27 protein-coding genes, 1 tRNA gene and 1 pseudogene are annotated in these 26,846 nt (G+C 52.1%); 8 read left to right on the top strand and 21 right to left on the bottom strand.

What is annotated here, in order from left to right; translation table 11 throughout:
* Positions 1 to 47 precede the first annotated feature (47 nt).
* Positions 48 to 1,052 (bottom strand): annotated as a pseudogene (gene gyaR, locus E3E33_RS02320) (glyoxylate reductase).
* Positions 1,053 to 1,120: 68 nt separating this feature from the next.
* Here gyaR and E3E33_RS02315 point away from each other — a divergent pair.
* Together E3E33_RS02315 and rlmD are read left to right on the top strand one after the other, a co-directional pair.
* Positions 1,121 to 2,341 (top strand): PLP-dependent aminotransferase family protein, encoded by a 1,221-nt coding sequence (locus E3E33_RS02315; RefSeq protein ID WP_240912002.1) that lies wholly within the window; start codon positions 1,121 to 1,123, stop codon positions 2,339 to 2,341.
* 136 nt (positions 2,342 to 2,477) lie between these two features.
* Entirely contained in the window at positions 2,478 to 3,737 is a 1,260-nt protein-coding gene (rlmD, locus tag E3E33_RS02310; protein ID WP_167712066.1) for a 23S rRNA (uracil(1939)-C(5))-methyltransferase RlmD, read from the top strand.
* A gap of 3 nt (positions 3,738 to 3,740) precedes the next feature.
* Here the strand turns inward: rlmD and infB are convergent, their stop codons facing one another.
* On the bottom strand, positions 3,741 to 5,534 hold the full coding sequence (infB, locus tag E3E33_RS02305) for a translation initiation factor IF-2 (RefSeq protein ID WP_167712065.1): 1,794 nt from the start codon (positions 5,532 to 5,534) through the stop codon (positions 3,741 to 3,743).
* 99 nt (positions 5,535 to 5,633) lie between these two features.
* Here infB and E3E33_RS02300 point away from each other — a divergent pair, with 99 nt between their 5' ends.
* On the top strand, positions 5,634 to 5,912 hold the full coding sequence (locus E3E33_RS02300) for a hypothetical protein (protein WP_167712064.1): 279 nt from the start codon (positions 5,634 to 5,636) through the stop codon (positions 5,910 to 5,912).
* 2 nt (positions 5,913 to 5,914) lie between these two features.
* Positions 5,915 to 6,088: a hypothetical protein gene (locus tag E3E33_RS02295; RefSeq protein ID WP_167712063.1), complete on the top strand. Its 174-nt coding sequence runs from the start codon at positions 5,915 to 5,917 to the stop codon at positions 6,086 to 6,088.
* A 2-nt stretch (positions 6,089 to 6,090) separates the two neighbouring features.
* Here E3E33_RS02295 and ndk read toward each other — a convergent pair whose 3' ends face one another.
* The 9 genes from ndk to E3E33_RS02250 form a co-directional block, all read right to left on the bottom strand.
* Positions 6,091 to 6,603, bottom strand: coding sequence for a nucleoside-diphosphate kinase (ndk, locus tag E3E33_RS02290; protein ID WP_012571911.1), 513 nt, complete (start codon positions 6,601 to 6,603; stop codon positions 6,091 to 6,093).
* An 89-nt stretch (positions 6,604 to 6,692) separates the two neighbouring features.
* Positions 6,693 to 6,899: a 50S ribosomal protein L24e gene (locus tag E3E33_RS02285; RefSeq protein ID WP_012571912.1), complete on the bottom strand. Its 207-nt coding sequence runs from the start codon at positions 6,897 to 6,899 to the stop codon at positions 6,693 to 6,695.
* 5 nt (positions 6,900 to 6,904) lie between these two features.
* A complete protein-coding gene (locus E3E33_RS02280; RefSeq protein WP_012571913.1) occupies positions 6,905 to 7,117 on the bottom strand; it encodes a 30S ribosomal protein S28e in 213 nt (70 codons plus the stop codon).
* A 78-nt stretch (positions 7,118 to 7,195) separates the two neighbouring features.
* Entirely contained in the window at positions 7,196 to 7,567 is a 372-nt protein-coding gene (rpl7ae, locus tag E3E33_RS02275) for a 50S ribosomal protein L7Ae (RefSeq protein ID WP_012571914.1), read from the bottom strand.
* 177 nt (positions 7,568 to 7,744) lie between these two features.
* Entirely contained in the window at positions 7,745 to 8,356 is a 612-nt protein-coding gene (locus E3E33_RS02270) for an HVO_0476 family zinc finger protein (protein WP_012571915.1), read from the bottom strand.
* Between the two features lie 51 nt (positions 8,357 to 8,407).
* Positions 8,408 to 10,228: a prenyltransferase/squalene oxidase repeat-containing protein gene (locus E3E33_RS02265; protein WP_167712062.1), complete on the bottom strand. Its 1,821-nt coding sequence runs from the start codon at positions 10,226 to 10,228 to the stop codon at positions 8,408 to 8,410.
* Positions 10,225 to 10,995, bottom strand: a complete 771-nt coding sequence (locus E3E33_RS02260; RefSeq protein WP_167712061.1) for a hypothetical protein — start codon at positions 10,993 to 10,995, stop codon at positions 10,225 to 10,227. The genes E3E33_RS02265 and E3E33_RS02260 overlap by 4 nt, the downstream gene beginning before the upstream one ends.
* A 122-nt stretch (positions 10,996 to 11,117) precedes the next feature.
* Complete coding sequence (locus E3E33_RS02255; protein ID WP_240912001.1) at positions 11,118 to 11,990, bottom strand: MarR family transcriptional regulator; 873 nt, start codon at positions 11,988 to 11,990, stop codon at positions 11,118 to 11,120.
* Between the two features lie 26 nt (positions 11,991 to 12,016).
* Entirely contained in the window at positions 12,017 to 13,909 is a 1,893-nt protein-coding gene (locus E3E33_RS02250; RefSeq protein ID WP_167712059.1) for a phosphoadenosine phosphosulfate reductase family protein, read from the bottom strand.
* Positions 13,910 to 14,023: 114 nt separating this feature from the next.
* On the opposite strand from E3E33_RS02250, the gene E3E33_RS02245 reads away from it, so the two are divergent.
* Positions 14,024 to 14,980 carry an SPFH domain-containing protein gene (locus E3E33_RS02245; protein WP_012571918.1) on the top strand — a complete coding sequence of 319 codons (957 nt, stop codon included), beginning with the start codon at positions 14,024 to 14,026 and terminating at the stop codon, positions 14,978 to 14,980.
* 19 nt (positions 14,981 to 14,999) lie between these two features.
* Positions 15,000 to 15,413 carry an NfeD family protein gene (locus tag E3E33_RS02240; protein WP_012571919.1) on the top strand — a complete coding sequence of 138 codons (414 nt, stop codon included), beginning with the start codon at positions 15,000 to 15,002 and terminating at the stop codon, positions 15,411 to 15,413.
* Here E3E33_RS02240 and E3E33_RS02235 read toward each other — a convergent pair.
* Entirely contained in the window at positions 15,394 to 16,656 is a 1,263-nt protein-coding gene (locus tag E3E33_RS02235; protein ID WP_167712058.1) for an amidohydrolase, read from the bottom strand. The two genes, E3E33_RS02240 and E3E33_RS02235, sit on opposite strands and share 20 nt — an antisense overlap.
* 241 nt (positions 16,657 to 16,897) lie before the next feature.
* Between E3E33_RS02235 and asnS the strand changes: the two genes are divergently transcribed.
* On the top strand, positions 16,898 to 18,190 hold the full coding sequence (asnS, locus tag E3E33_RS02230; protein ID WP_167712057.1) for an asparagine--tRNA ligase: 1,293 nt from the start codon (positions 16,898 to 16,900) through the stop codon (positions 18,188 to 18,190).
* Between the two features lie 96 nt (positions 18,191 to 18,286).
* Here the strand turns inward: asnS and E3E33_RS02225 are convergent, their stop codons facing one another.
* The 8 genes from E3E33_RS02225 to E3E33_RS02190 form a co-directional block, all read right to left on the bottom strand.
* Positions 18,287 to 18,649, bottom strand: coding sequence for a hypothetical protein (locus E3E33_RS02225; RefSeq protein ID WP_167712220.1), 363 nt, complete (start codon positions 18,647 to 18,649; stop codon positions 18,287 to 18,289).
* A 287-nt stretch (positions 18,650 to 18,936) separates the two neighbouring features.
* A complete protein-coding gene (locus E3E33_RS02220) occupies positions 18,937 to 19,263 on the bottom strand; it encodes a hypothetical protein (protein ID WP_167731666.1) in 327 nt (108 codons plus the stop codon).
* A gap of 170 nt (positions 19,264 to 19,433) precedes the next feature.
* Positions 19,434 to 19,889, bottom strand: coding sequence for an LEA type 2 family protein (locus E3E33_RS02215; protein WP_167712218.1), 456 nt, complete (start codon positions 19,887 to 19,889; stop codon positions 19,434 to 19,436).
* A gap of 400 nt (positions 19,890 to 20,289) precedes the next feature.
* A tRNA-Arg gene (locus E3E33_RS02210) sits at positions 20,290 to 20,366 on the bottom strand.
* 63 nt (positions 20,367 to 20,429) lie between these two features.
* Entirely contained in the window at positions 20,430 to 21,572 is a 1,143-nt protein-coding gene (locus tag E3E33_RS02205) for a thiamine ABC transporter substrate-binding protein (protein WP_167712194.1), read from the bottom strand.
* Positions 21,573 to 21,701: 129 nt separating this feature from the next.
* On the bottom strand, positions 21,702 to 22,637 hold the full coding sequence (locus E3E33_RS02200) for a calcium/sodium antiporter (protein WP_167712198.1): 936 nt from the start codon (positions 22,635 to 22,637) through the stop codon (positions 21,702 to 21,704).
* Positions 22,638 to 22,675: 38 nt separating this feature from the next.
* Positions 22,676 to 23,188, bottom strand: a complete 513-nt coding sequence (locus tag E3E33_RS02195; RefSeq protein WP_167712195.1) for a TIGR00288 family NYN domain-containing protein — start codon at positions 23,186 to 23,188, stop codon at positions 22,676 to 22,678.
* Complete coding sequence (locus tag E3E33_RS02190; RefSeq protein ID WP_012571926.1) at positions 23,185 to 23,697, bottom strand: TIGR00288 family NYN domain-containing protein; 513 nt, start codon at positions 23,695 to 23,697, stop codon at positions 23,185 to 23,187. Before E3E33_RS02190 ends, E3E33_RS02195 begins: the two co-directional genes overlap by 4 nt.
* Before the next feature lie 159 nt (positions 23,698 to 23,856).
* Here E3E33_RS02190 and E3E33_RS02185 point away from each other — a divergent pair, with 159 nt between their 5' ends.
* On the top strand, positions 23,857 to 24,285 hold the full coding sequence (locus tag E3E33_RS02185) for a hypothetical protein (protein ID WP_167712196.1): 429 nt from the start codon (positions 23,857 to 23,859) through the stop codon (positions 24,283 to 24,285).
* A gap of 53 nt (positions 24,286 to 24,338) precedes the next feature.
* Here the strand turns inward: E3E33_RS02185 and E3E33_RS02180 are convergent, their stop codons facing one another.
* Positions 24,339 to 26,771 carry a tRNA(Met) cytidine acetyltransferase TmcA gene (locus E3E33_RS02180; protein WP_167731665.1) on the bottom strand — a complete coding sequence of 811 codons (2,433 nt, stop codon included), beginning with the start codon at positions 26,769 to 26,771 and terminating at the stop codon, positions 24,339 to 24,341.
* Positions 26,772 to 26,846 lie beyond the last annotated feature (75 nt).

Raw genomic sequence — 26,846 nt, 5'->3', positions numbered from 1 at the left:
GGTCAGCCAAGGGTGGGGTCATCATCGCCGGGGATTCCCTCTCAAGTTTATTCAAATCCTGGCTTCCTGACGTTTAAAACTTCTCTATTGACCAGCGTCGGCGGAACTTCGCCGTTCTTGAAGGCTATTAAATTCCTCGCCACGAGCTCTGCCATCCCTTCCCTCGCGCCGTAAGTGGCGCTACCGATATGGGGTGCGAGAACGACGTTATCCAGGCTGAAAAGCTCCTCGTGGTAATATGGCTCCTCCTCAAAGACGTCCAGCCCAGCTCCAGCGATCCAGCCCTCCCTGAGAGCCTTAACGAGCGCCTCCGTATCGACGACCTTTCCCCTCGCTATGTTAACGAGTATCGCGGTCGGCTTCATCAGCTTCAGACGCTCCTCGTTTATCATGTGGTAGGTCTCCTTGGTCAGTGGAACGACCAGGACAACGAAATCGCTCTCCTTTAAGAGCTCGTCCAATGGCATGAACTCAGCGCCGAGCTCCTTCTCAACTTCTGGCTTCCTCGTGCGGGAGTTGTAAAGTATCCTCATCCCGAAGCCCTTAGCGCGCCTCGCTATCGCCTGACCGATTCTGCCGAAGCCAACTATTCCTATGGTCCTGCCGTAGACGTCGTAACCGAGGAACATCAGCGGGTGTCAGGCAACACCGCGCTTCTTCCACTCGCCGGAGCGGACGAATTTGTCTGCCTCAATGAGCCGCCGTGCTGTCGCTAGGAGGAGAACCCAGGCCATGTCTGCGGTGGCATTGGTAAGAACGTCGGGCGTGTTGGTGATGTAGACTCCCCTCTTAGTTGCCTCCTCGATGTCTATGTTGTCATAACCAACCGCGTAGTTGGCAACGATTTTGAGCCTTGGGGCGGCATCGAAGACCTCGGCGTCAATCCTCTCGCTCAGCATGGTAACGAGAGCATCGACGTCCCTTACCTTCTCGAGCAGGACTTCCCTCGAAATCTCGTGCTCGTCCTCCCAGACCTCGACCTCAAAGTGCTCCCTCAACATCTTTATTCCGTTCTCAGGAATTTTCCTTGTGATGAGGACCTTTGGCTTCATCTCCACCACCTGGAAACGTTAAATATGCCTTTAGACATAAGTCTCAATGCTAATATCCTTATCGGGTGATGGCTATGAAGGACGTGAAGTTTTTGGCCGGACGAGCCAACTGGATTAAAGGCTCTGCCCTTGCTGACGTTATGAAGAAAGCTGCAGAGCTGAGGGCGCAGGGAAGGGAACTCATTTCCCTCTCAGCAGGCGACCCCGACCCTAACCTCATTCCGAGGAGCGTTTTGGGCGAGCTTGCGAAGGAAGTTCTCGAAAACGTTCCAGCCTCGGTAATGTACACCCCAGCGAACGGGATTCCGGAGCTCAGAGAAGAGCTTTCGAAGTTCCTTGAGAAGTACGAGGGTTATAAAGTATCTCCCGGGGAGATCATCATAACCGTAGGTGGCACCGGCGCCCTCGACCTCCTCGGAAGGGTGCTCATAGACCCGGGCGACATCGTCATAACCGAGAATCCGAGCTATATCAACAGCATCCTCGCCTTCGAGCAGCTGGGTGCGAAGATCGTGGGAATACCTATGGACGAAAACGGCATGAGGACTGACCTCCTGGAGGAGAGGCTCAGGGAGCTGGAAGCCAGGGGGGAGAAGGTCAAGTTCATCTACACCATACCCACCGGCCAGAACCCCATGGGCGTGACTATGAGCAAGGAGCGGAGAAAGGCCCTTCTCGAGATAGCAAGCGAGCACGATCTATTAATCGTTGAAGACGCAGCATACAACTTCATGCGCTACGAAGGTAAAGCGACACCCCTCAAGGCAATGGACAGGGATGGCAGGGTGATTGTGGCCGGAACGCTCAGCAAGGTCATGGGGACGGGCTTCAGGATCGGGTGGCTCATAACCGGAGGTGCAATAGGGAAGAAGGTACTTATGGAGAAGTCCCCGGTTGACTTCTGCGCACCGACGATTTCCCAGTACATCGCGCTCGAATATCTGAAGAGGGGCTACTTCGAGGAGTACCACCTGAACAAGGGCCTTCCGGGCTACAAGGAAAAGAGGGACGCAATGCTGAATGCCCTTGAAGAGAGCCTTCCCGACGCCGAGTTCACGAGGCCAATAGCAGGGATGTTCGTAATGCTCTTCCTGCCTGAGGGAGCCGATGGGATGGCCTTTGCGGGCGAGCTAATGGAAAAGAAAGGAGTCGTTGTCGTTCCAGGAAAGCCCTTCTACACGGACGAGAGCGGCGGCAACGCCATAAGGCTAAACTTCTCAAGGCCGAGCAAAGAGGAGATAGAGGAAGGCATAAAGAGGCTTGCGGAGCTCTACTGCGAGAAATTCTGATCCTCCACTTTCTTTTTCAATTCGAAGTCCCATATCGTTCCTCCCTTGTGGAACATCATCACGTAGCTTTACTTCTTGCTAACCGAACGTGAGCATCGGGCAAACTTTCTTAAAGCTGCTCCAATTAACAAACCACATGATTAAAGAGACAGTCAAAGACTTTACCGAGGAGGGCCTGGGCACCCTTCGTATAGATGGCAGAGCTATCCATGTCCCCTTCGCCTACCCAGGCGATTACGTCTTGGTGAAGCGAACTAAACGGCGCTTCGGAAGGAGAATCGCAACAGACTTTAAGCTTCTCGAACCCTCGCCGCTCAGACAAACTCCAAGATGCCCTCACTTTGGGAAATGCGGCGGCTGCCTCTGGCAGGGAATGAAGTACAAGGAGCAGCTAAGGTTTAAAGCGGAACTCTTCGAGCGGATAACAGGGATAAGCGCAGATGTAAGGGGCTCTCCCAAAATCTGGGGCTTCAGGAACGTGAGCAACTTCATCGTTACAGCCGCTGGGATCGGCCTCAAGGAGTACGGAAACCCGCTCGACGTCGTGGATTCCAGGGAGTGTCCAATCTTCTCGAAGAGGGCGCGCGAGTATCTGAATGCCCTCAGAGGTTTTCTCGAGGAGAGCGGCCTAAGACCCTGGGACCTGCGGAAAAAGAGGGGCGACGTTCACTATCTCCAAATTAAGGAGGGCAAGTTCACGGGAGAGGTTATGGTGAACCTTATAGCCCACGTTCAACCCACCAGGGAGGTCCTGCAGGCCTTTAGGGACTACTTCTCTTTCGCGGATTCCCTCTACTGGAGCTTCAAGGCCGATGAGAGGGACGACCCGAAGGGAGAGCCGGGGCTTATAGCTGGCCAACCTTACATCCGAGAGAGGATTAAGGACGTGGTGTATCTCATCCATCCGAACAGTTTCTTCCAGACCAACAGCTACGCCTTAGCTCTCCTGCTGAAGACCGTCGAGGGCTTCGCCGATGGAGAGAGAGTTCTTGACCTCTATTCTGGCGTCGGAACCTTTGGCGTCTGGCTGGCGAAGAGGGGCTTTGCCGTCGAGGGCGTCGAGCTGAATCCCTTCGCGGTGGAGATGGCTAGAAAAAACGCTGAACTGAATGGGGTTGATGTCGTCTTCAAAGTTGGCCGGGCTGAGGAAACGTCAATCGGCGATTACGACACCGTAATAGTTGACCCGCCGAGGAAGGGGCTAAAGGAGGCGTCGAAGCTTTTGATTAAAAGCGGCGTTGAGAGGGTCGTTTACGTCTCCTGCAATCCCAGGGCGTTCAAGCTCGACTACGAGAACCACTTAAAGAAGGCCTACCAAGTCGAGGAGGCAGTTCTGGTCGATATGTTCCCGCATACGCCGCATGTTGAGGCGGTAATAATGTTAGAAAAGAAGTAGAGGTCAAACCGCCTTCCAGAACGGATCCTGTTGGGCCTTCACCTTCGCCGTCATCTTCAAGGCTTTTATGTCAGTCTCGTCGAGCTCGTTCTTGAGCTGCTTCGCAAGGATTATGACGTCGTTCTTGCTCAGGTCAACGTAGAGCGTCTCACCTGGGTGGATGTGCCTGCCGACTATCGCGCCCTCGATGGCTATTGCCACCGCCTCGCCCTTCTTGGCCTCCTGCACGAAGTCGTTGCGGTTCTTGATGGACTTAATAACGCCGACCTTCTGGCCGTTCTGCTTGATGAGCGTGACGCCGGGCCTTATCCTGCCCTCAACGACCTCGATACCGACTATCGCAGGATGGCTCCTCCTGAAGACATAGCGCTCGTCAGGATAGAGCCTGATGACGCCCGGGAAGGTGACCTTGCTGAGTAGCTCGCGCTTCTTCTTCTCCTCCTCGCCCTTGACCCAGGCCTCGTAGTCCTCAATGAGCTTGTAGATGATGTTGCCCGTGAATATGGGCACGCCCCTGGCCTTGGCAACCTCTTCAGCGTCCTCGTTTACCTTGACGTTGAAGCCGAGGACGACGCCGTACTTTGGATCCTCGTCCTTGACGCTCAGGGCCTCCATGACGTCGGTCTTGCTGATGTTCCCGACGTCGGCCTTCCTTATTGGGATGTTCTTCTCCTGGAGCTCCTTGCTAAGGGCCTCCAGAGAGCCGAGGGTATCGGCCTTGACTATCACACCGACCTTGCCGGTGCTTATGACAACGCTCTGTATCTGGCTGAGTATCTCCTGCTTGGCCTTATCTACCTCTTCCTCAGAGCGGGCGGCGATGACCGGCGATCCTGCAAGGGCCTCCTCAAGGCCAGGAGCAGCTATCTTGACACCCGCAGCGGCTGTAACCTCGTCAACCTGGTCAAAGCGGAAGCGCGGGTCACGTATCTCGTCGAGGGGCTTAGGCTTGAGCAGAGCGCGGATTTTCGTCACTATCGCCTTGTCCTTGCCACCCACGACGATTGTATCATCTTTGTGGAGCGTTCCGTCATAGATTATGACGTCTATGGTAGTTCCGAGACCGATCTCTTCCCTGACTTCGAGGATTGTGCCGCGTGCCGGGCCTTCAACTTCAATCTTGAGCTTCTCCTCCAAGTACTTCTGGCTGAGACCCGCGATAAGGACGAGCAGCTCGGGGACGCCTATGCCGTACTTGGCCGAAATCGGAACTATCGCCAGCTCGCGGGTGAAGTTCTGGACGCGGTCAAAGCGGTTCGCCTGGAAGCCCATCTCGTAAAACCTGCCTATCAGCTCCCAGAGCTTGGTCTCAAGCTCCTGCTGGGCCCTCTGATCCTGCTTCTTGATGTTTACCAGAAACGGCTCGTCCTCCTCGATCTTCCACCCTTTGATCCTGTCTATCTTGTTGGCTGCAACGATGAATGGCGTTCTGTTCTTCCGGAGGATCTCGATGCTCTCTATAGTCTGGGGCTGGAAGCCCTCGTTTATATCAACAACGAGGACGGCAAGATCCGCGAGGCTACCACCCCTCGCGCGCAGGCTCGTGAAGGCCTCGTGACCGGGCGTGTCGATGAAAAGCAGGCCAGGGAGCTTTATCTCGCCCTTCCAGAGTTTGATGAGCGGACCGGCGAGGTTCTTTACGGTCTCAATCGGAACCTCAGTTGCACCAATGTGCTGGGTTATTCCGCCGGCCTCTTTGCCGGCGACGTTTGTGCGCCTGATCCTGTCAAGGAGAGTGGTTTTTCCATGGTCAACGTGACCGAGAACCGCTATGATCGGCTGTCTAATCCTCTTCATTTCCCTCACCTCTGGAAGATACTCCGGCGTGAGTTTTTAAAGGGTTCGTTCGGGCGGAAGGATTAAAAGTCCGGGTGGTAATTCCAGAGAAGCGGCAAAATGCTGACGGAACTGCTGGTGGCACTCTTTTGGGCGCTCGTTGGGTTTAGTCTGGCTTTGATCATCTGGCGGAGAAACAGGTTCAGGGCATCTCTGTTCAGGCTCTCGCTCTCTATGACACTTGAAGTCGCCTACATTGAGAAGAGGAGTGTCCCACTGAAGCACATCATCCTCGGCCTTCTGGTCTTCCTGGCGTCGGCAATGATAGTGAGTCAGGGTGAGGGTACCTCGCGAAGCTTGGGGCGGCAGTATTTCTCTGGTTCCTTCCGTGGGGCATAGACATGACCCACATCACTCAGGTTAGGGTAGGGACAGAGAGGTTAGTCGCGAAAGAGCTCGGAAAAGATGTCCTTGAAAGAACGCTCAAGAAGGCAGTGGCGTTGGAAAAGGCCGACAAGAAACACGATGAAGTAACGGTGATGTCAAACGTGGAAAAGAGAATGAAGAAGGTCTGAAGTCACTCCATTTTGTCCATGTATTCCTTCTTTTCTCTGGCGTGGGTGTGGTAGAACCAGTCGGCGGCCTTCCAGTACTCGAATATCTCGTCCTCGCTGAAGTAGAGCTTTATCTCCCTCTCTGCGCTCTCCGGGCTGTCGCTGGCGTGGATAACGTTGTATATGGCGTCGCCAACGTCGAGGCCATAGTCGCCCCTTATGCTTCCGGGCTCGGCATCCTTCGGGTCGGTTGCACCCGCCATCTTCCTGACGACGCTTATGGCATAGCGGCCTTCAACCACCATGACGACGCTCGGAGCCTTGGTTATGTAGTCAATCAGCGGTTCAAAGAAGGGCTTGCCTTTGTGCTCCTCGTAGTGCTTCTCCGCCAGCTCACGTGTAATCCATATCATCTTCATTCCGACGATTTTAAGCCCCCTCTTCTCAAAGCGGGAGATTATTTCGCCCATCAAGCCTCTAACGACGGCGTCGGGCTTCAGGATAACCAGGGTGCGCTCTATCTTCTTGTCCGCCATTGGCAACACCAGAAGTAGTTGACGGCACGGTTAAAAGGCTTTTTGGAGAAGGACATGTGGCAGAATAAGGGAACGAAAGAAAAAAGAAATCACTTCCTCCTCTTGGCCCTCTGGAGGCGGGCCTCCTGGAAGGCCTTGGTCCACTTGAGCTTTCTCGGGTTCCTGCCCATGAAGTAGTACTTCTCGCACTTGCTGGAGCAGAAGAAGAGCACTCTGCCGTCGTTCCTGACGAACATCTTGCCGGTTCCCGGCTCGAACTCCCTTCCGCAATAGGAGCAGACGTTCCACCTGGGCATCGCGATTACCTCCTAGCTCTGATCTCCCTAGCTTCCCTCTCAGTCTCTCTGAGGATGACTATGTCCCCGACGCGGACAGGGCCCTTAATGTTCCTCCTGATGACACGGCCCTTGTCGCGGCCCTCAAGGACCCTGACCTTGACCTGAGTAACGCCACCGGTGACGCCGGTCCTGCCGACGATCTCAATAACCTCCGCTGGGTATCCTTCGTCGCTCATTTCTCACACCCCTTATCTAAAAATCCACTCGCAGAGATGAACTTAAACCTTTCCGTGAGTGAAAGGAGGAAAAGGAGCTCACTTCATGAGCTCCCTAACCTTCATAGCGATTTCCTCAACGAGCTCCCTGCCCTTGCCGGGCTCGATGATGGCGACGCTAGCAGCTGGAACCTCAATACCAGCGGCAGCGCCGAGCTCCTTCTTGCTCGGAACGTAGATGTACGGGATCTCCTTCTCCTCACACAGCGGCGGGAGGTGGGCAACGATCTCCTCCGGGTCAACATCCTCTGCAATGATAACGAGCTTAGCCTGGCCCCTCTCAACGGCCTTGGTGGTCTCGTTGGTGCCCTTCCTTATCCTTCCGGTGTCGCGAGCAAGCTCGACAGCCTCAAGGGCCTTCTCAGCAAGCTCTGCCGGAACTTCAAACTTGACGTAGCTTGGCTTCGCCATCCTTCATCCCTCCGAAACTTCATCGTTCATCGAGTTTTGCGTGCTCAATTCTGGGCGATGGTTTAAAAGGATTTCGATAGCCGGCGGGAAAAAGCAGAACGGGACAGCCGCCATCAGCAGCGGCCAAGCTCGTCATCCCAGAGGTCAGCCAGGGAAACGAAAATGACCTGAGAGAACTCACTCGTTCTCATCATAGCCACGATAGATCTCCAGACTTCTCCTAGCCCTTGCGCGTGGAATGCTGTGACCCATCAGGGCGACTATCTTGTCGGCCCTGGCCTTGCCGTGGTGGAGCATCTTGGTTTCCGTCTTTATCTTCTCGACCCTGAAGGTATAACCGCCGACCTCAAGAACCTCACCGACGACGAACTCCTCATCACGCGGCACCTTAACCTTGAAGGCCTGCGTTACTCCCTTCGGCAGGTAGATGGAGACCTTGATGACCTTCGGATAGGTTAAACTCTCACCCCACAGCGTTTTAATCTCGCCTATCTTGGCCTTGTTCACCCGTTTATCACCTTCAAGCTCTATGCCGGTAATTCTGACCTCGTCGTCCTCGGTTTCAACTATGTCGCCGACCTTGATTTCCTCGCCTTCTGGAAGCTCCGTGAAAGTCTTGAAGCTCCTCTCGTGCTTGCTAACTATGAGTGGAACCTTTACGAGTTTTGGGAGCGTTATGATCCACACATTGCCGCACTCGTTGCAGCGAAGGGTAAGCTCCCGTCCCCTCTCTTTGATGACTTCAACGTCATCGCTACCGCACTCAGGACAGATGAAGTACTCCTCCATGTCTCTCACCAGTGGGAAGAAGAGGGGAGCGGTTTATAAATGTATGTCACGTCACTGGATTGCACCAAGCAGTTCCAGGATCCTCAGTGCATAGTACGTCTCTTGTAGCCCTCCATATGAGGTGTCCCCTCTATAAAACCTGAAACCTCCGTATCTGTACTTCAGGGAGCTAACGAATGTTATGATATCATCCACCTTTTCGGGACAGTAGTTCATGTACACCAGCGCCTGTACTACCCCGTAAGTGTTGTATAAGTCGGGTCCGCCCCATCCTCCATCATGCATCAGATTATTAAGGTACTGAACGGTTTTGTTATCCCTGTAATCATACCCGAGTTCGTGAAGCAGTATAACGGCATTTACCGTCTGGAATAGAGTCACTGGGGTATTATTCTTATATGTCCCAAAGGTTCCATCAGGATTTCGCTTTGAGAGTATAACGTTAATTAGATTCGCCTTAGTTTTTGAACTAAAGGTTACTCCAAGCGCATTTCCAAGTCTAATAAGTGATACCCAACCTGGATCAGATAGGATTGAATCAACTCGACTATTAGAATACAGTTCCATTAGCCTAACTGTCTCGTTTTTCAGGTATTCCCTGTCATTTTGCCCCATGGTTAGGTTAAGTCTCCTGTATGTTAGATAGATAGAATACAGGGGCTCAGGATCATCTTGAGAGTATGGCCACCGATTATGGAGAGCGTTTTCCAAATACTCCCTGATCATAGTTCTGTTAACATCCATCCCTATTTTCTCAGCCACGTAAACGCCCATATATGTCAGTATAGGATCCCCAAACTTCTGGAAGGTGAAGGCGAACCCCCCAAGGGGACTTTCCCAACTGTGAACAAAGCTTATTGTTTTATTGTCAGGCTTTTTCCCCGCTAGTACAATAGCCTTCACAGCATAATACGTACCCTGGAACTCACCATAGTCCTTTCCAAATAAATTAAATCCTCCATCGGGAAGTTCATGTGATTTGACATACGTGTAAATGGCTTCTGGAATGTTAACCTCCATGAGACCGTTCTCACTCAATACTTGGGCCAGATCCGCCACCAAAAAGAGTGGGGGATTTATCATCAAAATGCTACTAATGTTCCTAGATATGTTCCTCATGAATGACACATCTTCCTTGTATTCCTGCGTTGAGGTATAGTTGACTCCTATTAATTTCAATGTTCTTGTATACCTATTAAACTCCGAAACAAACTTTAAAACCTCCAACTCATCCCCTCCATAGGGTGGAGTCAAATTCTTAAATCTCGCTAGGTAATATCGAGTTGTATCATTCAAGCTACTGACGTTGTATCCAAGGACATAGAGTATTTCAATTGCCTGGTCTGTCACGTCAAGGCCATCATACACAAAGGCACCATTTTTCCTTTTGACACTCAGAACAAAATCTATAATTTTATCCGGGTCTCTAGGAGTTGAGTTCAACATTTTTAGGGTCATGACTCCATGGTATACATTCCTAAACCCATACCTTGCCTTCGAGGCATTTTTAAATAAGTTCTCCTCCTGAGTATGGAGCCAAACTATCGTTTGGACTCGGTTGAAGGGAGTTTCGTTGATCGCCCTAAGGGTGGCCACAAAATAATAAGTTGAGTGTAAGTCCGGGGTGATGGTGTCAACAATCTCGGTGAATCCACCATCCGGACATTTAGCGAGGTTCAGCCGTTTAATCGTGTAGTCTATCCACCCCTTCCCCAGAAACGCCGAGAGGTTTAAAGTTTGGTCAATGCAGTGTAACACTGGGGGAGCTTCTGGTGAATTGGTCTCTGAGGTGGGATTTTTGTAATAATAGATGCCGATAGATACTCCTCCTACTAGAACGAAAATTAAAAAAAGAGAAAGTGTCTTTTTCAACTTCCACTCCCCCGGACTTTATATAAGTTGGCACCTTGGTCGTAAGATACCGTTCCTCCAAAGTAGAACGAGCTGAGGGTATGGTCTTCTATCCTCCATATCCCCCAAGTTGAAGCCGCCTCTATACCAGAGTAATCCCTGCCTATATAATCAGTATTGTAGAGTACTCCTGAATATGTTGCCGTATCAGAGTTCCCGGTGAAACCTGCTCCCAATGGGACCGAGACGCTTACACTTATGCCTACAAACTTTAGTTCGATACTCAGTGAGGCCGTCTCTGCAGGATAACTTTGAGACCACCAGTAATCATAAGGCTCCAGCCAGCTAGCTCCTGAGGAGTACCCCCCAACACTGACTACTGAAAACTGATCTTTCTCGATGCTGAGGGATGCATATGCAGAAATATACACGTCACCTTGGTAAGGAACGCTGAATATTTCTCTCTCCCTATAGTCAAAGTCCGGACCGTACCATTCAGTAATACTTTCAGGAGAACTAGATCCAGAAACAGCATTCTTTGCAGAAGCACGTCTATGAAGTTCTGCAAAATATTTGTTGACAGCCATGAAAACACTCTTCCTGTCTATCCCGGGTGTATCTGGGATGGAAACCATCCCATTTTTCACTGTTATGGGAATCATCTGGCCATTCACTGACACTTGGTAGGTATGAATCTCTGGCTGGCTACCATAGTTGGCTGCGCTTGCTCCCTGCAGCATTGCTCCAAGCACCAAAAGGGCAATCAACCATACTATACGCCTCTGCATTCGCCCCCCCTTACAGGATGGTTAAAATTACTTGCACAATTAATATATTTAAGCTTTTCGTTTGAAAGTGTATTCATAGCGTTTTCATACATTGTAACAAATTTACTATACTAAGTCCGACACTACTCCCTCAGATAGACCCTGTACGTTCTGCCCTCTTTCACGCGCGTGATCAGGCCCTTCTCCTCCATCTCGCGGAGGATTATGCTGACCTTTGCTTTGGAAACGCCGAGCTTTTCAGCGAGCTCACTCTGGAGAACTGGACCCTCACGAAGGATTGCCATTATCTTCTCTTCGTCGCCCCTCAGGAACCCCATCTCCTTCTCACGCTTCCGCTCGTTGTAGAGGAAGTAACCGTAAACGCCGCCGGCGCCAAGGAGCATGCCTGCGAGGAAGAGGACAAGGTAAGTCAGCGGCGAAGGCTTCTCGATCTTTATCTCGCCAGAGAAGCCGACAATGAAGTAAAACTCGTCCCCCACACGAATGTTGTTCCTCGTCCACTCGAGGAGAAGTCTGTTGGTGGAGCTTTCAACCTTGTCCGGAGATGGGATTATCGGCGAGAGAATCGCGTAGCCCTTAGGAACGAGCAGCTGCATGTGGAAAACCCCAACTGGCTGGCTGAACTTGATGTAGTATGTAAACTGCTCCTTACCATCGGCCTCACTTATCATCCCTCTTGTCTCGAAGGTAAGCTTTATCCTGGCGCTCTGGCCAGGTTTAAGCATCGGAAAGTTGAGGTAGACCGCGCTGGTCCCATCGAGCACCTCCCTGACGGTCACGTTTATTGTCTCAACGCCCTTGCCCAACTCCACAATGGCGCTCGGGTTATCAACCGGGTAGTCCGTGTAGATAACGTACTGGCTCAGGTTTGTATGCGAGGTCAGGTCTATCTCTATAGTTTCCTTAATATCGTCCGGACTGATGACCTCAAAATAGACCGCGTAGGCGTTTATTTCATAGTCATAGGTCTGTCCGCCCGCCAGAGGGACTGTCAAAATGAAGAGAGTCAGGAATAGCCCAATCAGAGCTGACTTCCTTCTTCGGGATTTTTGATTTTCAGGAGTGGGCATACGTCCATACACTCCCTGCAGTGGATGCAGAGCTCGGGATTCACCATTATCTTTTTGCTCACAGGATCTATGCTGAGTGCTCCTTCAGGACACTTGCCCACGCAGACACCACAGCCAACGCATTCGTAGGCCCTCTTAACGAGGTAGTAAGCCTGCAGGGCTTCGTTGAAGTCATCGGTATAGGCTCCATCTGGTCTAAATGTAACCTTCCCCGCCCTTATGTAGTTTTCGCCTTCCTCAACCTCGCCGAGGATTGGGGCAACTTCGTGGATGCGTTTGAGGTTTACAACGGTGTTGAAGCGGGTTGCTAAGCCTTCAGACGTTTCTTCGATCGAGTACTTCACCGGCTCCCAGGAGCGTTCTTCTGAAATTTCAACGCCGAGCTCTCTTGCTATCGCCTTCTCACCCCTGCTCAGCTTCTTCCAGCGCCAGAAACCGTAGGTTATCCACTCCTCCGGAAGGTTAAAGCGCCTCCTCCAGCGCTCCAGCTCGTTTTCCCACTTGGCCCAGAGCTCGGGCTTCTCCTCCTTCAGCGTGTAGATTTCCGCCAGAGACGAGCTCGGACAGAGGAAACAGCCTATCCTGTCGAGCCTATCCTCGTAGAGCGGGTTGTACTTCAGCCCGCGTGAGAAGATGTAGAGCCAGACCTCCAAAGCGCGCCAGTGGAATATCGGGGAAGCGCCGGTCTCGTTCGGCACCCAGGGGTTCTTCCATATCCTGGGCTGCTTGAAGCGCTTTATACTCTCGTACTTCCTCTGGCCGACGAACATAAGCACTCCTTCGGGGTAGTTTTCCTTTATTGCCATCGTTATCGGACCAAGTTTTGTGACCTTACAGCACCAGCGGTAGTCCCTTCCAGGCGGCGAGAAGACGTGAAGTGCCCTCCAGAAGGCGTCGCCAGCATCTGCAACGACGAACTTTATCCCCTTTGGTTCGAGTTCCTTCTGGAACTCTTTGACGTATTCAAGCGTTTCGGGGAATTCTATGCCCGTGTTGTTGAAGAAGACTGTGAAGCCCTCCTCGCCGAACTCCTCCAAAGCAAGGCCGAGAACGGCGAGGCTGTCCTTTCCGCCGGAGAAGGCCACCGCTATTGGCAGATCGGAGTAACGCATGGCAGTTTTTCTCATGAAGCGCTTCGCTTCCGCTACCTTCTTCTCGAGCTCGATGCTGTTCGCCCGAAGGACATCTTCCATCGTGGTCTTTCTTCCCTCGCGGTAGTTCACGCTCTTCTGCCGCCTGACTTTGACGCCCGTTCCGCGCTCCCTGGCGATCAAGGCGCTGTAATCCTTCTTTGCTATACCCGTCGCCACGACCTCACCGCTCGGGGAGATGAGAACCACGTCGTCGCTGACCTCGATGCTCTCCTCAGCCTCCAGGATGCCAACTGGGAGGAGGTTGGAGCCGCTCAAGATAGGCTCTATCGCGCCCTCATCAACGATTATCCATTTGCGCATCTTTTTGCCGAAGCGCTTCCACAGGGCGATTGCACCCTCAGTCTTTAAGCCCGGCTTCCAGCGGAGCTCGATGGGGTCGAAGCGTATCCAGCCGAAAACGTAACCGTCGACGATTATCTCGTAGGTGTCGTCCTCTCCTGGAGTCTTGTTGAGCAGGACAATTTTGCCCTCGAAGAGTTCACCAACGTCCACGCCGTAGTGCTCCTTGAAGATTGAGCGTATGAACTCGATGTCCCTCTCGAAAGCGAAGCGCAGGTCGCCCGGCGGAGTGATGTTGAGCTTGAAGGTTTTCTCTTTTCCGTGAACGGCGCAGCTCTCGCCGATGAGCGGAACGTTGCACTCTCCACACCAGTGAATGTAAGCCTTACCGAGGAAGACTGGCCTTCCCATTTTCTCTCACCTGACCTCCAGAAGGTGGAGGGGTTTATAAAGTCGTCCTTCAACAGAAATACTTATAAGAAGTTTTATCCTTCCGAGTTTGAAAACTAACTGGAGGCGATAGTAATGCCGGCCTTCGCAAGTGCTGCCCTGCTGATTCTGGGAGTTTTTCTTTTGATAATGCTCCTGCTGAGCGTCAAGGTAATTCGGCCGTACCAGAAGGGCCTCGTCGAGAGGCTCGGGAAGTTCAACAGAATCCTCGAGCCAGGGATACACTTCATAATCCCCTTCATGGAGCGGGTAAAGGTTGTGGACATGCGCGAACACGTCGTGGATGTCCCACCCCAGGAGGTTATCTGTAAGGACAACGTCGTCGTCACCGTCGATGCCGTCGTCTACTACCAGATTCTCGACCCTGTTAAGGCCGTTTACAACGTCAGCGACTTCCTTCTGGCTATCGTCAAGCTCGCCCAGACCAACCTGCGTGCAATAATTGGTGAGATGGAGCTCGACGAGACCCTCAGCGGCAGGGACATAATCAACGCCAGGCTTAGAGAAGAACTTGACAAGATAACCGACCGCTGGGGTGTCAAGATAACGCGCGTCGAGATACAGAGGATTGACCCGCCGAAGGACATCCAGGAGGCAATGGCCAAGCAGATGACTGCCGAGCGTGAAAAGAGGGCCATGATCCTCCTTGCAGAAGGTAAGAAAGAGAGCGCCATCAAAGAGGCTGAAGGACAGAAGCAGGCTGCGATACTCAAGGCAGAGGGTGAGAAGCAGAGGCAGATACTCATCGCCGAGGGTCAGGCCGAGGCCATAAGGAAGGTTCTTGAGGCGCTGAAGATGGCGGACGAGAAGTACTTAACCCTACAGTACATCGAGAAGATGCCCGAACTGGCCAAGTACGGTAACCTCATCGTCCCGTACGACACCGAGGCGCTGATAGGCCTGCTGAGAATCCTCCAGAAGGTTAAAGATACTCCCCTGCCAGAGCCGCCGAAAAACGAGAAGAAATTCGTCGAGGAAACCGGAAGCTCAAGTGACCCCGACCTCAAAACGCTTAAGGACATTATGAGCTAACCGCCAATGGTGAGAAGCCATGGATGCCCTCCCCATCTCCCTCTTAATTTTGGGACTGCTGATAATAGTGCTCGACATGATGGTCACTGCTTTCATAACTCCAATAGGCGTTGCCTTCGCCGTCCTCGGGCTGCTCCTCGGCTTCAACCGGGGCTTTCCAGAGTCCTTCGTCGTTTCACTCGTGGCGGCAGTGATTTCCTACATGGTCATCGGGAGGTACATCAAACGGAACGTCCAAGACGTCGGAAAGCTAAAGTACACCTTCGAGCTCAAAGGTAAAAAGGGAAAGGTTGTCGAGGTCGGAAAGGAGCACTACCTCGTCGAGCTCGAGGGCGATAAGTGGATAGCCCTCAGCGAGGATAGGCTGAAGATAGGGGACACCGTCAAGGTAATCAACGTTGATGGTGTCAAACTCATCGTTCGGAAGGTCTGAGCTCTTCCCATAATTCTTCCAGCGTTTTTCCAAGCTTCGTGAATACGCCGTTTCTGTAGACTATCTCCCCGTTCACTATCACAAGCTCTACATCGCTTCCCCTTGTGGAGTAGACGAGATGGGAGTAAACGTTCTCCCCGGGCAGGAACTGGGGTTTCCTCGCGTTTATGAGCACAAGGTCAGCCAGGTAGCCGGGTTTTATCAGTCCGGCTTTAAGCTTCAGAGCGCTGGCTCCACCAACGGTGGCCCAGCTGAAAACTTCCCTTGTGCTGGCCACGTCCGTTCTCTTTCTCCAGACCTTGTTAAGCACGGCCGCAAAGCGCATTTCAGTGAACATGTCCATAACGCCAACGGGGTTCGGAGAGTCGTTGCCCAGCGCTATGTTCGTCCCTGCGGTGTAAAGCTCAATTATCGGAGCTATCCTTGCCTCAAGCTTCGCCATACTGAGGGAGCAATGGACGAGAGTGGCTCCGCTTTGGGAGTAGAGCTTAACTTCTCCATCGCTCAGGTATATCCCGTGCACGCCAATGAGGTTTTCATGGAGAACGCCGGCCTCAGCAAGGTATTCCACGGGAGTTAGTCCGTAGCGCTCCTTAACGGTCCTGACCTCCTCCCTGCTCTGGGAGAGATGGACGTGGAGTAAAGCGTTTCTCTCGCGGGCAAAGGCACCGATTTCTCGCATGAGCTCAAGTGAGACCGTATTCGTTGCATGGGGGGCTAAAGTAGGTTTGACGAGTTCGTCTTTTCCTTCCCAGTGCTTGAAGAACTTGAAGCCCTTTTCAGGCTCCGCGAGGGGAAAGTCCACCAGGTCCATCACCGTCTGGCCGATGAAGGCGCGTATTCCAAGCTCCCGAGCGGCCCCGGCTATCTCATCGGCAAAGAAGTAGTGGTCGTTTATCGTCGTGGAGCCGTTAACTAAAGCCTCCGCCATTCCAAGGAGCGCCCAGCGGCGGATTTCCTCGGACGTCCAGGTGAGCTCAGTGGGCCAGATTACCTCCTTGAGCCAGCGCTCTATTGGCAGATCCTCGCCGAGTCCGCGGAGTTTGGCCATGGCTACGTGGGTGTGGGTGTTAACTAGACCCGGCAGAACGAGATAACCATCTCCACCGTAGATTTCATCAACTCCATATTCTCCAAGCTTATCTCTGGGAATAACGTTGATTACCTCGGTTCCATCAACCAAAACTGCATGATTTTTCAGAACCTTTTCAGCATCGACCACCGTACCAATGAGCGCAAACATCCCATCACCCTTTGAATATATGCCATCTGGATACTTAAAAATTTTGACACAACGACATAAAATCGCCCAAAGGATTTAAATGCAGAAAAGGGAAAAGTAGAGCCATGCCGCCAATACTGATGATAAGGAAGGGAATAACCGCCCTTGAGCCGTGGATAAATTGACGCTCTTCTGTTAACGTGGGTAGTCTGGAATCGCTACCGTTATAAAGCCCATTTCAAAGCCTCTGGAGGTGGTAATGATGATTGATAAGATTTATTGCGCGGACGTTAGGCCCGAGATGGAAGGTAAGCGCGTCAAGCTCGCCGGATGGGTTTACAGAAAGAGGGAAGTCGGAAAGAAGGTCTTCATAGTGCTTAGAGACTCGAGTGGAATAGTTCAGACGATATTCAAGAAGGAGCTGAGTGAAGAGGCCTATGCCGAGGCCAAGAAGGTCGGAATTGAGTCGAGCGTTATCATTGAGGGCGTTGTTAAGGCCGATCCAAGGGCTCCGACGGGTGTGGAAATCCAGGCCGATAAAATTCAGGTCATCCAGAACGTGGACTTCTTCCCGATAACGAAGGACGCAAGCGACGAGTTCCTGCTCGACGTGAGACACCTGCACCTTCACTCGCCGAAGGTTGCTAGCATAATGAAGGTCAAGGCAACTCTCATGCAAGCAGCGAGAGAGTGGCTCCTCCAGGACGGCTGGTACGAGGTCTTCCCGCCGATACTCGTCACTGGAGCTGTTGAGGGCGGCGCAACGCTCTTCAAGCTCAAGTACTTCGACCGCTACGCCTACCTGAGCCAGTCGGCCCAGCTCTACCTCGAAGCGGCCATCTTCGGCCTTGAGAAGGTCTGGTCGCTCACACCGAGCTTCAGGGCCGAGAAGAGCAGGACGAGGAGGCACCTCACCGAGTTCTGGCACCTCGAGCTTGAGGCGGCATGGATGGACCTCTGGGACATCATGAAGGTTGAGGAGGAGCTCGTCAGCTACATGGTGCAGAGAACGCTTGAGCTGAGAAGGAGCGATATCGAGACCTTCAGGAAAGACTTAACGACGCTCAAGAACACGGTTCCACCGTTCCCGAGGATAAGCTACGACGAGGCGATAGACATACTCCAGAGCAAGGGCGTTCAGATAGAGTGGGGCGAGGACATGGGCGCCGACGAGGAGAGGATTTTAACGCAGGAGTTCGAGAGCCCGTTCTTCGTCTACGGCTATCCGAAGCACATCAAGGCCTTCTACATGAAGGAAGACCCGGAGGATCCGAGGAAGGTCCTCGCGGCAGACATGCTCGCGCCGGAAGGATACGGCGAGGTCATCGGCGGAAGCCAGCGTGAGGACGACTACGACAAGCTCGTGCAGAGGATTCTCGATGAGGGTATGGATCCGAAGGACTACGAGTGGTACCTTGACCTGAGGAAGTACGGCAGCGTTCCGCACAGCGGCTTCGGCCTCGGCCTGGAGAGGCTCGTCGCCTGGGTGCTGAAGCTCGACCACGTCCGCTGGGCCACGCTCTTCCCGAGGACGCCCAGTAGGTTGTATCCATGAAATTTCTTTCTTTTGTTGATTCTTCTTATGTTGTATCCATTTGACTCAAATAAGCAAGACATTGAAAAAGAAAACTATGCATACCGGACAAGCTACTTAAGATTCAAGGATTTTCAGGATTTCTTCCTCTAACCTTTTATCACCCATCTCTTCAACCCTCTGGAAGATAGGCTCTGCAATTTTCAGAAGCTCCTCAGATCTCCTCTGAATAGTTTTCAAAAGTTGGCTATTGCCCCTGCCGTAGTCAGAGATTAAATCATTGTATCTCTGTATTTTCTGAGGTTCTAAACCGTGCACCTTAAGGAACTTCTCGATGAATCTCGAAACCCTCAGTATGAAACCATCTTCTGCAGGAGAAAGAGACGATGTACCAATCCTATCCTTGTATCTCTTCGAGATAAACAGGTAAGGCTCTTCAACGTGTTGATAGCCACCAGTTGCATTTCCTTCCAATCTCAAGACAAGGTACCTAAGATATTCAAGGAGATAGTTTTTGTATTCCTCAATATTCAGGCGCTATTACTCTGCATTGGGTAACCCGTGAGAAGCCCCCAATATGGAGGAACCACAACTAATAGTACATGCTACCTTTCTATCTTTCCCACCTGTCCTACCAATCTTTTGGAGTTTTTTGGTATGTGCATTTATGACAGGCCAAGATGAGTAGTATAAGTAGAATAGGATAGGAAGGTAACAACTTTACTATACTAACGCTATGAGTAAAGAGTGGGAAGGGGGCTAGAAACTTACTTAACCCTCTTCAGATTGTTGTGTTTTTTCTTATTTTCACTCTCTTTATCTTTACTGTGCCAGTACAATACTAGGCCCAGTCCTGCAACACCTAACAGCCAGAGACTACTAAATGCAGGGTTCGCTTCAAGTAGAGGTGCATAGTAAGTTTCAGTTTCATACTGTACTTGATCTTCAGTACATTTTCCATCAAGCCATTCACTAACAGTGCACCCACTCCAAGGATCGGCTACTTGTCGTGTAGCAGGCACTATCGGGAGAAATACCACTAGAGTCAGCAAAACAACAATAACGATTATCCGTGCAGGTGTCAATTTCATCATGTATCACCACTTTGTTATAAGACAAATTTATGTATATAAGTTTTTTCATTTCAATAAGTATTGCAAAAAAATAGAATAAAGAAAATAAACCAAGCCACGTCCAGAACTTTGTATCCCTTTGGAACTTCCTTCGGTTCTTAACTTTATCACCTCACGGCAGCCGGACGACTTCAGGAGGCCTTCTTCTCAAACGGGATGTTCAGCGTCCCAATCGGTGTGTCAATGTGAGCAACGCCCTTAATCCTCCACTCGACATCGCCATTCTTCAACGCACTCCATATAGTCTTCAAAGCCCCACCATAGTCCAAAGTGAACTCGCTGGAGACAAGCCTAAAACTGTGGGGCGGAATGTCCACAGATCTATCAAACGCCCCATAACCCAAGAACTCGCCGTTCCCATAAAGCTCATAGTCAATGCGGTCAAGAGTTGCAGTAACGTCGTTGGGATTGTAAATCCTCAGGACAACCTCCAATTTGGCACTGATAAGGCCAATACTGGCCACCCTGACATCCGCCAGGCTAATTTCACAATTCTGCAGTGCTGCCCTCTTTTCGTACTCATAAAAAACATAGACGCCGCCCAAAAGGAGAATAATCACTATCATGGCAACTAGGCCTTTTCCCATCCTTGGCCCTCCTCCACTCTTTTATGTTCAAAGCGTTAAGGTATTTACGCAAAGATATAAGAAAGTTTCGGCTTTTGTCCGCAGGAAAACAATCAAAAAGCTCGAATAAAACGCAGTGACGCAAAATTCCAGCAAAGGACTATGACCGCAGTCTTAATATCGACCTCTGTCCATTATCACAATGGTGGGCCATGTTGGGACAAAGTGGGCCTAAATATAGCGGGGCTCTCAACGGAGATAAGCCCGAAAAGAGGCGAAAGACGCGCGTTCATTTGTACCTTGATGAAGAAGTGGTCGGCGGTCTCAAAGAAGAGGGTTTTAACATTTCGGCCCTCGCAAATAAGCTCCTCAGAGGGCATTTAGAGAAGGTGAGGCGCATGGAAGCAATTATTTCGGAGAATGGCGGGCCCGGCGGGATTCGAACCCGCGACCTCCGGCTTAGAAGGCCGGCGCCCTATCCTGCTAGGCTACGGGCCCTCGGGTTAGTGGTTAAGGGGCGCTCTTATAAAAGTTACGGTGGGAAGAAAAGGGAAGAAGAATTCAGCGCCTCCTCCTAAGGAGGAGCGGCACTATGGCAAGGCCGACTATCAGGGCCGGTCCGCAGATGCCGGCGTTATCAGTTTCCCCGCTGGTTTCGGTGGTCGTCTTGCCGAGTATCTCGTCAGCGCTCTTGCCCTCGACCATGAGCTCGGTCCACTGCTTGAGCCAGGCCTCGTAGTTCTTCTCTATCTCGGCCGGGTCAACGGTGACGGGCTTGTCAACCTCAACCGCGTACTGGAAGACCTCAGGGAGCTGGACGTTCTTGTTGACGGGGTACATCCACTGGTTGACCGGAAGCTTCTCCTGGGCTTCCTCGCTGATGAGGAACTCTATGAACTTCTTGGCGAGCTCTGGGTGCTTGGCACCCTTGACTATTCCAGCACCCTCGATCTGGAGGTAGTTGCCCTCTTTGAATGCGACAGCACCGATGTTGGTGTTGTTCTCGTAGTAAACAGTTGCAGCAGGGGAAGTCGCGTAGCTGAGCACGAGCGGATACTCGCCCTTGGTGAAAGCTCCCCAAGCTGCGCTCCAGCCCTCGACGATCTGGACGTCGTTCTCCTTGAGCTTCTCCCAGTAGTAGAGCCAGTCGTCGCCGTAAACGGCTATCGTCCACAGGAGGAAGGCCATTCCCGGCGAGCTGGTCCTCGGATCCTCGATGATGAGCTTGCCCTTCCACTCGGGCTTGATGAGGTCTTCGAGGCTGGTCGGCGGGTTCTGAACCATGTCCTTGCGGTAGTTGATAGCTATGTATCCGTAGTCGTAGGGTGTGAGGTGGAAGGTTGGGTCAAACTTCTCGATTATCCAGTCAGGGATAACGTCGGCGTTCTCTGGCTTATATGGTTCGAGAACGCCTGCATCTATAGCCTTGGCGAGGTAGCTGTTGTCTATGCCGACGACGACATCAGCCTGCGGGTTGTCCTTCTCGAGGATGAGCCTGTTGAGGACCTCTCCAGCGTCACCTATGAGGACGAGGTTGACCTTAACACCGTACTTCTCCTCGAATATCGGAACTATCTCCTTCATCCACCACTCTATGCTGTCGTAGGAGTAAACAGTCAGCTCTTCCTGGGCAGCAGCGGGCTTTGGAACCGCGAAAAGCCCCACAAGGAGCACTACTAGGAGTGCGATGCCAAGTTTCCTCATCGAACCACCTCCAAATACTCGGTTGTGATTTTCAATAATGTGGTAATACGATGCCTAATAAAGCTTTGCCTCCCAGAATTGTGACCTTGAAAAAGTTCAGATTAAGTGAAAACATTAAAACGTTGAACGTTAGGGGAGGCTCACTCCCCCAGTAGCAGCTAGGTAAAGGAAGTAGCAGTATATCGCCAGCAGGACTCCACCGGTTGCTCTACTCACTCTGCCCGTGAAGCGGAGCGCTCCCGTCAATATGCCCATGACAAGAAGCGTTAGCGGGAGGATAAAGGTATATATAGTTTGGTCAACCCTGATTGGGTTTATAAGCGCCGCAACTCCTATGACCACAAGCATGTCAAGGATGTTGGCACCGATGATGTTGCCCACGCTGATGTTGGGGAGCCGTTTTATGGTGGCCATTAGGGAGTTAGTGAACTCAGGCAGGGAGGTTCCTATTGAGACCATCGTAAGCCCTATAATCACTTCGGGAACACCGAAGGCCCTCGCGAGGGTGACGGCGCTGTCAACGACGAGTTTCGCACCAGTGACAACGAGCAGTCCGCTCCCGAACATTATAAGCGCGTCCCGCTTTGGATTTCCGCGCCCTCCTTCCGGAAGCTCTTCCAGGGTCATGTGCTTCTTGTAGAGGTAGTAGAGGAAGCCGAAGTAGATGAGTATCAGGCTCGCGCCGTCGAGCCTGCTTATCGTGCCGTCGTACATGAGCAATCCGGCGTAAGCTGTGACCACTATCATGAAGAGGGCGTTCTTCCAGGCGGTTCTCTCGACCTTAAGCGGGCGGAGGAGTGATGAGACACCAAGGATAAGGGCTATGTTGGCGAGGGCACTCCCGATGGCATTTCCGAGGGCGATGTCAGGTTTTCCCTGATAGGACGATATCGCCGAGACTGTGACCTCGGGCAGGGTCGTCGCTATGCTTGCCAGAACGAGCGCTATAATGAACTCACTCACTCCAAAGCCCTTGGCCACCCTCGAAGCGGCCTCAACGAAGAAATCGCTCCCCTTGATTAGAAGGGCGAGTCCCACAATGAACATGACTATTTCAACTACCACTGCCCTCACCAGAGTAGGCTGGGAAGAGTCCTTAAAAGTTATTTGGCTCCGTAGCCCCCGTTCCCCTTGCCCTCCATTTTGATGACGTAGTCCGCAGCATTCTGGAGGGCCACCGAAAAGCCGGGCTCAACTCCAATAACTATCGTCTCCTTCCCCTTGCGCTTGGCCTCATTAATTATCGGCAGAAAATCAGCATCTCGGGTCGCTAAGGCTATTACCTCGACGTCGGAGTTGTATATGAGCTCCATGGCTTCTATGGCTATTCTCACGTCGGTGTCGCCGGCGACTATAATCGGCTCAAGCCCCTGGTTGACCACGGCCTCTATCAGCCCCTGGGGCGCGTACTGGTTGAGGACAACCTTTGCAACGCGGATTTTGCCGATCCTTTCCAGAGCCTCGACGATGTCCTCCAGCTTTATGCCGAACTCCTTCCTGAGGATGTTGGGCCCATCGATAATAAGGCCTATACTCTTCTTGCTCTTTGGCTTTGGGGGCTTTTCCTCGACCTCCTTCTCGCCGCGCTTAAGGACCTTGAAGAGAGTCTCCCTCATCCTTCCTCACCATTCGGTGTCAAGATTATCGTGTAATCGGCGGCATGTTTTAGGGCCGCGCTGAATCCCGGCTCTATACCTATGACTATCGTCTCCTTGCCCTTCTCCTTTGCCTTGAGTATAACCGGTAAAAACTCCGCGTTTCTAGTCGCCAAAGCTATGACGTCGATGTTCGGGTTGTATATCTCTCTCATGGCTTCGACTGCGAGTTTTACTCCAGTCTCGCCGGAAACCACAACTACTTCAAACCCCTGGTTAGAGACGGCCTCAATTAAACCCTGAGGAGCGTACTGGTTGAGTATGACTTTAGCAACCCTGAGGTCGCCGATGTCCTCCAGAACGTCCACTATGTCTTCCAGTTTTACTCCAAACTCCTTTCGGAGAATGTTTGGGCCGTCAATAAGCAGCGCTATCTTCTTACCCCTGCTTATCTTTCGCCTCATCATTCCTATACTCCGCATCCCCTCCTTTGTTATCGATACTATCTTCTCCCAGTTGCTGCCTGACATAGCTGTCACCGCTGAGATCGTTCATCACTCAAGCTACCATTGTGATACCACCTTACCTACGGGATAATCCTATAAAAATGTTAATTCTCTTCCCTGGGAAAATTTAAAACTGATTAGAATAAAAACACCACCAGAAAGGGGCGTATCAGGGTGAGAGAGATGAAACTTTTAGTCGTGAAGAAAGTTGAAAGTCCAGGGAAGGTTCCACTTAAATGGAAACTTACAACGCTCCTTCTTGGGATCACAACTGCCTTAATGGCACTCTTTGCAGTGTACACCATCACGGGCGGCAATTTTGATGACAACGGAATAACCGGTGCCGTAGCGGGTATAAGTGCCGCCCAACTCATAAGGCCAACGATAGAGAAGCTTAGAAAACACATATTCAAGACCTACGTTTCCCTAGTCTTCCTCAACACGCTCCTCGCGGCGCTCATAGTGAACCATTTCAACTTACGGCCTGAGGGCACACTCCAGTTCATGGGAACCTTCATAGTGGTCTACGTACCCCTCTCTGTCTTTGATTACAGCCTGATAAAGGCCGCCGGCAGAATATCGGAGAACAGACAGAACGGCGGGGCGGAATGAAAGAGAACAAGGAATAGCCAAGGACAAACAAAAGACTGAGAACCAGAGCCCGGTCACAGGAGCCGCTTGTAGTAGTACCAGAGCCCTCTGATTATGTCACGCACCTCTATCATGGTGAAGGTCTCGGTTCTGTCGATGAGCTTGGCAGTCTCTTCCCAGCTGTGGGCCTGAAGGACGCGGTAGATGAGGAGCTTTATCTGGCGCTCGTCGAGGTAGGGCTTCATCCAGCCGTCGAGGAAGTAGAGTTTGACGATGGGCTTAACTGCATCGACAACGGTATCGTAGGTGAGCACCTTGCCCGTGAAGGCGTCGAGGCGCTTCCTCTGGACCTCGGTCAGGTGTATGGGGTAATCAACGGCCTCTCCAAAGGGACTCTCAAAGAGCCAGCGGGCTATCTCCGGTTCGAGATCGCGGTGGGTATCGCCCAGCCACTCGGTGAGCCTTATGCGGAACTCGTCGTTGGCCTTCTTTATGAGCTTCTTGGCCTTCTCACTGAGGGGCTTAAGGACTATCGCCGTGAACTCACCGCTGACAGGGTTTCTGGCAGGGCTGAGGTGCACCACAGCAAAGCCGTTTCTAACCCAAAAGCGGACGAGCTCCTCGCTCGCTCCAAAGCCTGAACCTATCCAGTCGAGGCCCTTCTTTCTCGCCTCCTCTTCGAGCAGCTCAAGGGCCTTGCTTCCAAGCCCCATGTCCATCGCATCTGGATGGGTGGCGATTCTAACTATCCTGTAGCCTTTCAGCTTGGCGAACTCCTTCAAATAGTGGTGCTTGACCATCATGTCCGGAATTATGTTTCCACGGGGCTTGTAGCCCTTTGCCATCTTGTCTATAACCTTCTTCGGGATGTTGCCCTCCTTGGCTATCTGTATCGCCGTGACTATTTTTCCGTTCTTCAGGCGGAGAACGCGGGCCTCATGGTGTGGGGCATCGGCAAGTAAAGCTACATCGCTCGGCCTGTTGCGGTAGTGGGCGAGGATGTAGATTCCAACGAAGTTCCTGAGGTCTTCCCTATCGTTCTCGAACCAGTCGTCCAGGTCGGGCTCCTCGAAGTAAACCTCTTTCTTCTTTATCAGCTCGTAATCCTCGTCGGTAAGCTCAACCGGCTCGGCATCAAGGAGCAGAACGTCGAAGAGCCACTTCTCTATGGGATCGCCCTCGGCGTAGCGTATCGGCTCGTCCATGTGGAGCTCCTTGAATTCCCTCTTTTCGCGGGCTTTCTTGAGGAACTTGACCGAGAAGCCCCTACCTGCACCTTCATAACCGTGAATCGTGGAGGAGTAAACTACGCGCGGCTTGTTCAGGTACTTGTGGAGTATGGGCACGTGGATTCCGGCGGCCTCGTCGAGGATGTAGAGGTCGGCGCTCTTTCTGTAGCCTTCGGTCGGCGGATAATAGCGCAGGCCTATCTTCCTCGCGTAGAGCTCCTTTATCAGACCCTTCTCCTCAACGACGTGGGGCTTGAAGCCGAGCTTCTCAAGGGCCCTTTTGGCGAAGCGGAAGAGGCTCTGCACGTTCTCTGGTTCGGGGGCGGTGACTACTATCCTCGTGCGCTTCTTAAGTGCCAGGGCAAGGCCTATCGCCGCTATTCCAACGGAGACGCTCTTACCCCTGCCCCTGTCGGCGGTGAGAACGACCATACCCTCGTTCTCAACGAGCTCTTCGAAGGCCTTCAGGACTTCAACTTGACCTTCAGTTAAGGCCATCTCGTAGAGCTCGCGCGGGAAGATAGTTTCTTCGGGAATATCGATGCCCTTTCTGCCCTTTATCTTGGCCTGGCTCTTGTTCCGTTTGGGCTTCTTCCTGGCCTTCCCGTTCTCGGTGATTATGTAGATGCCATCGTGCTCCGTGAACTTTCTTATGAGCCTCCTGTTGAAGCGCTTCTTGACGTCGTCGATGGTGTACGGGGGAGTAACGAGGCTCTTGTGGAAGCCCGTCCACATGTTCTTCCACTTCTCGAATGGGTGGGCCAGCACGAATATTAGGCCGCCTCCCCTAACCGTCTCGATTATCCTTCCGAGGTCGTTGGGGGAGTAGTCGTAGCTTAAGTCAAGAACAAGCAGGTCATAAGTCCTCCCGAGGATGTCGCGGGTATGCTTAAAGGTTACGGCTTTAACGTTAACATTAGAACCGGCCAAAACGTCGAAGTGCTTTCTAAACGCTTCATAACGCTTCCTTCCGAAGGTTTCCTCTCCGAGGGCATCGGTGGCGTAGAGGACCTCAATTTTATCCTCGCTTTCATCGCGGAGACGTTTCTTCTTCAGCTCGTCTATAACGTCGCTCAGAACCTTGGCCGAGGCTCCCGCGAGAATTCCGGCCAGCTCGGCCTTCCTCAGGGTGTCCCCTTCGATGACGATCATTCTCCGGTGGAACTTCTCCAAAGCTTGAGCAAGGGCCGTCTCGGTGAGCTTGAGAACGGAATCCTTCACCCTCTCGCCCTTGGCGTAGTCTCTCACTTCCTTGTCAAAGCGGACCTTGACGGTCACGGCCGTCACCTCCCAGAGAAGAGAGGGTAGGAGGCTTAAAAAGGTTAGGAGGTTCAGAGAGTCTCTCGATAATCA

This window comes from Thermococcus sp. GR5, assembly GCF_012027535.1.
Classification (GTDB): Archaea; Methanobacteriota_B; Thermococci; order Thermococcales; family Thermococcaceae; genus Thermococcus; species Thermococcus onnurineus.
The sequence above is the reverse complement of the archived record's forward strand: the minus strand, read 5'-3'. Positions and strand labels throughout refer to the sequence as shown.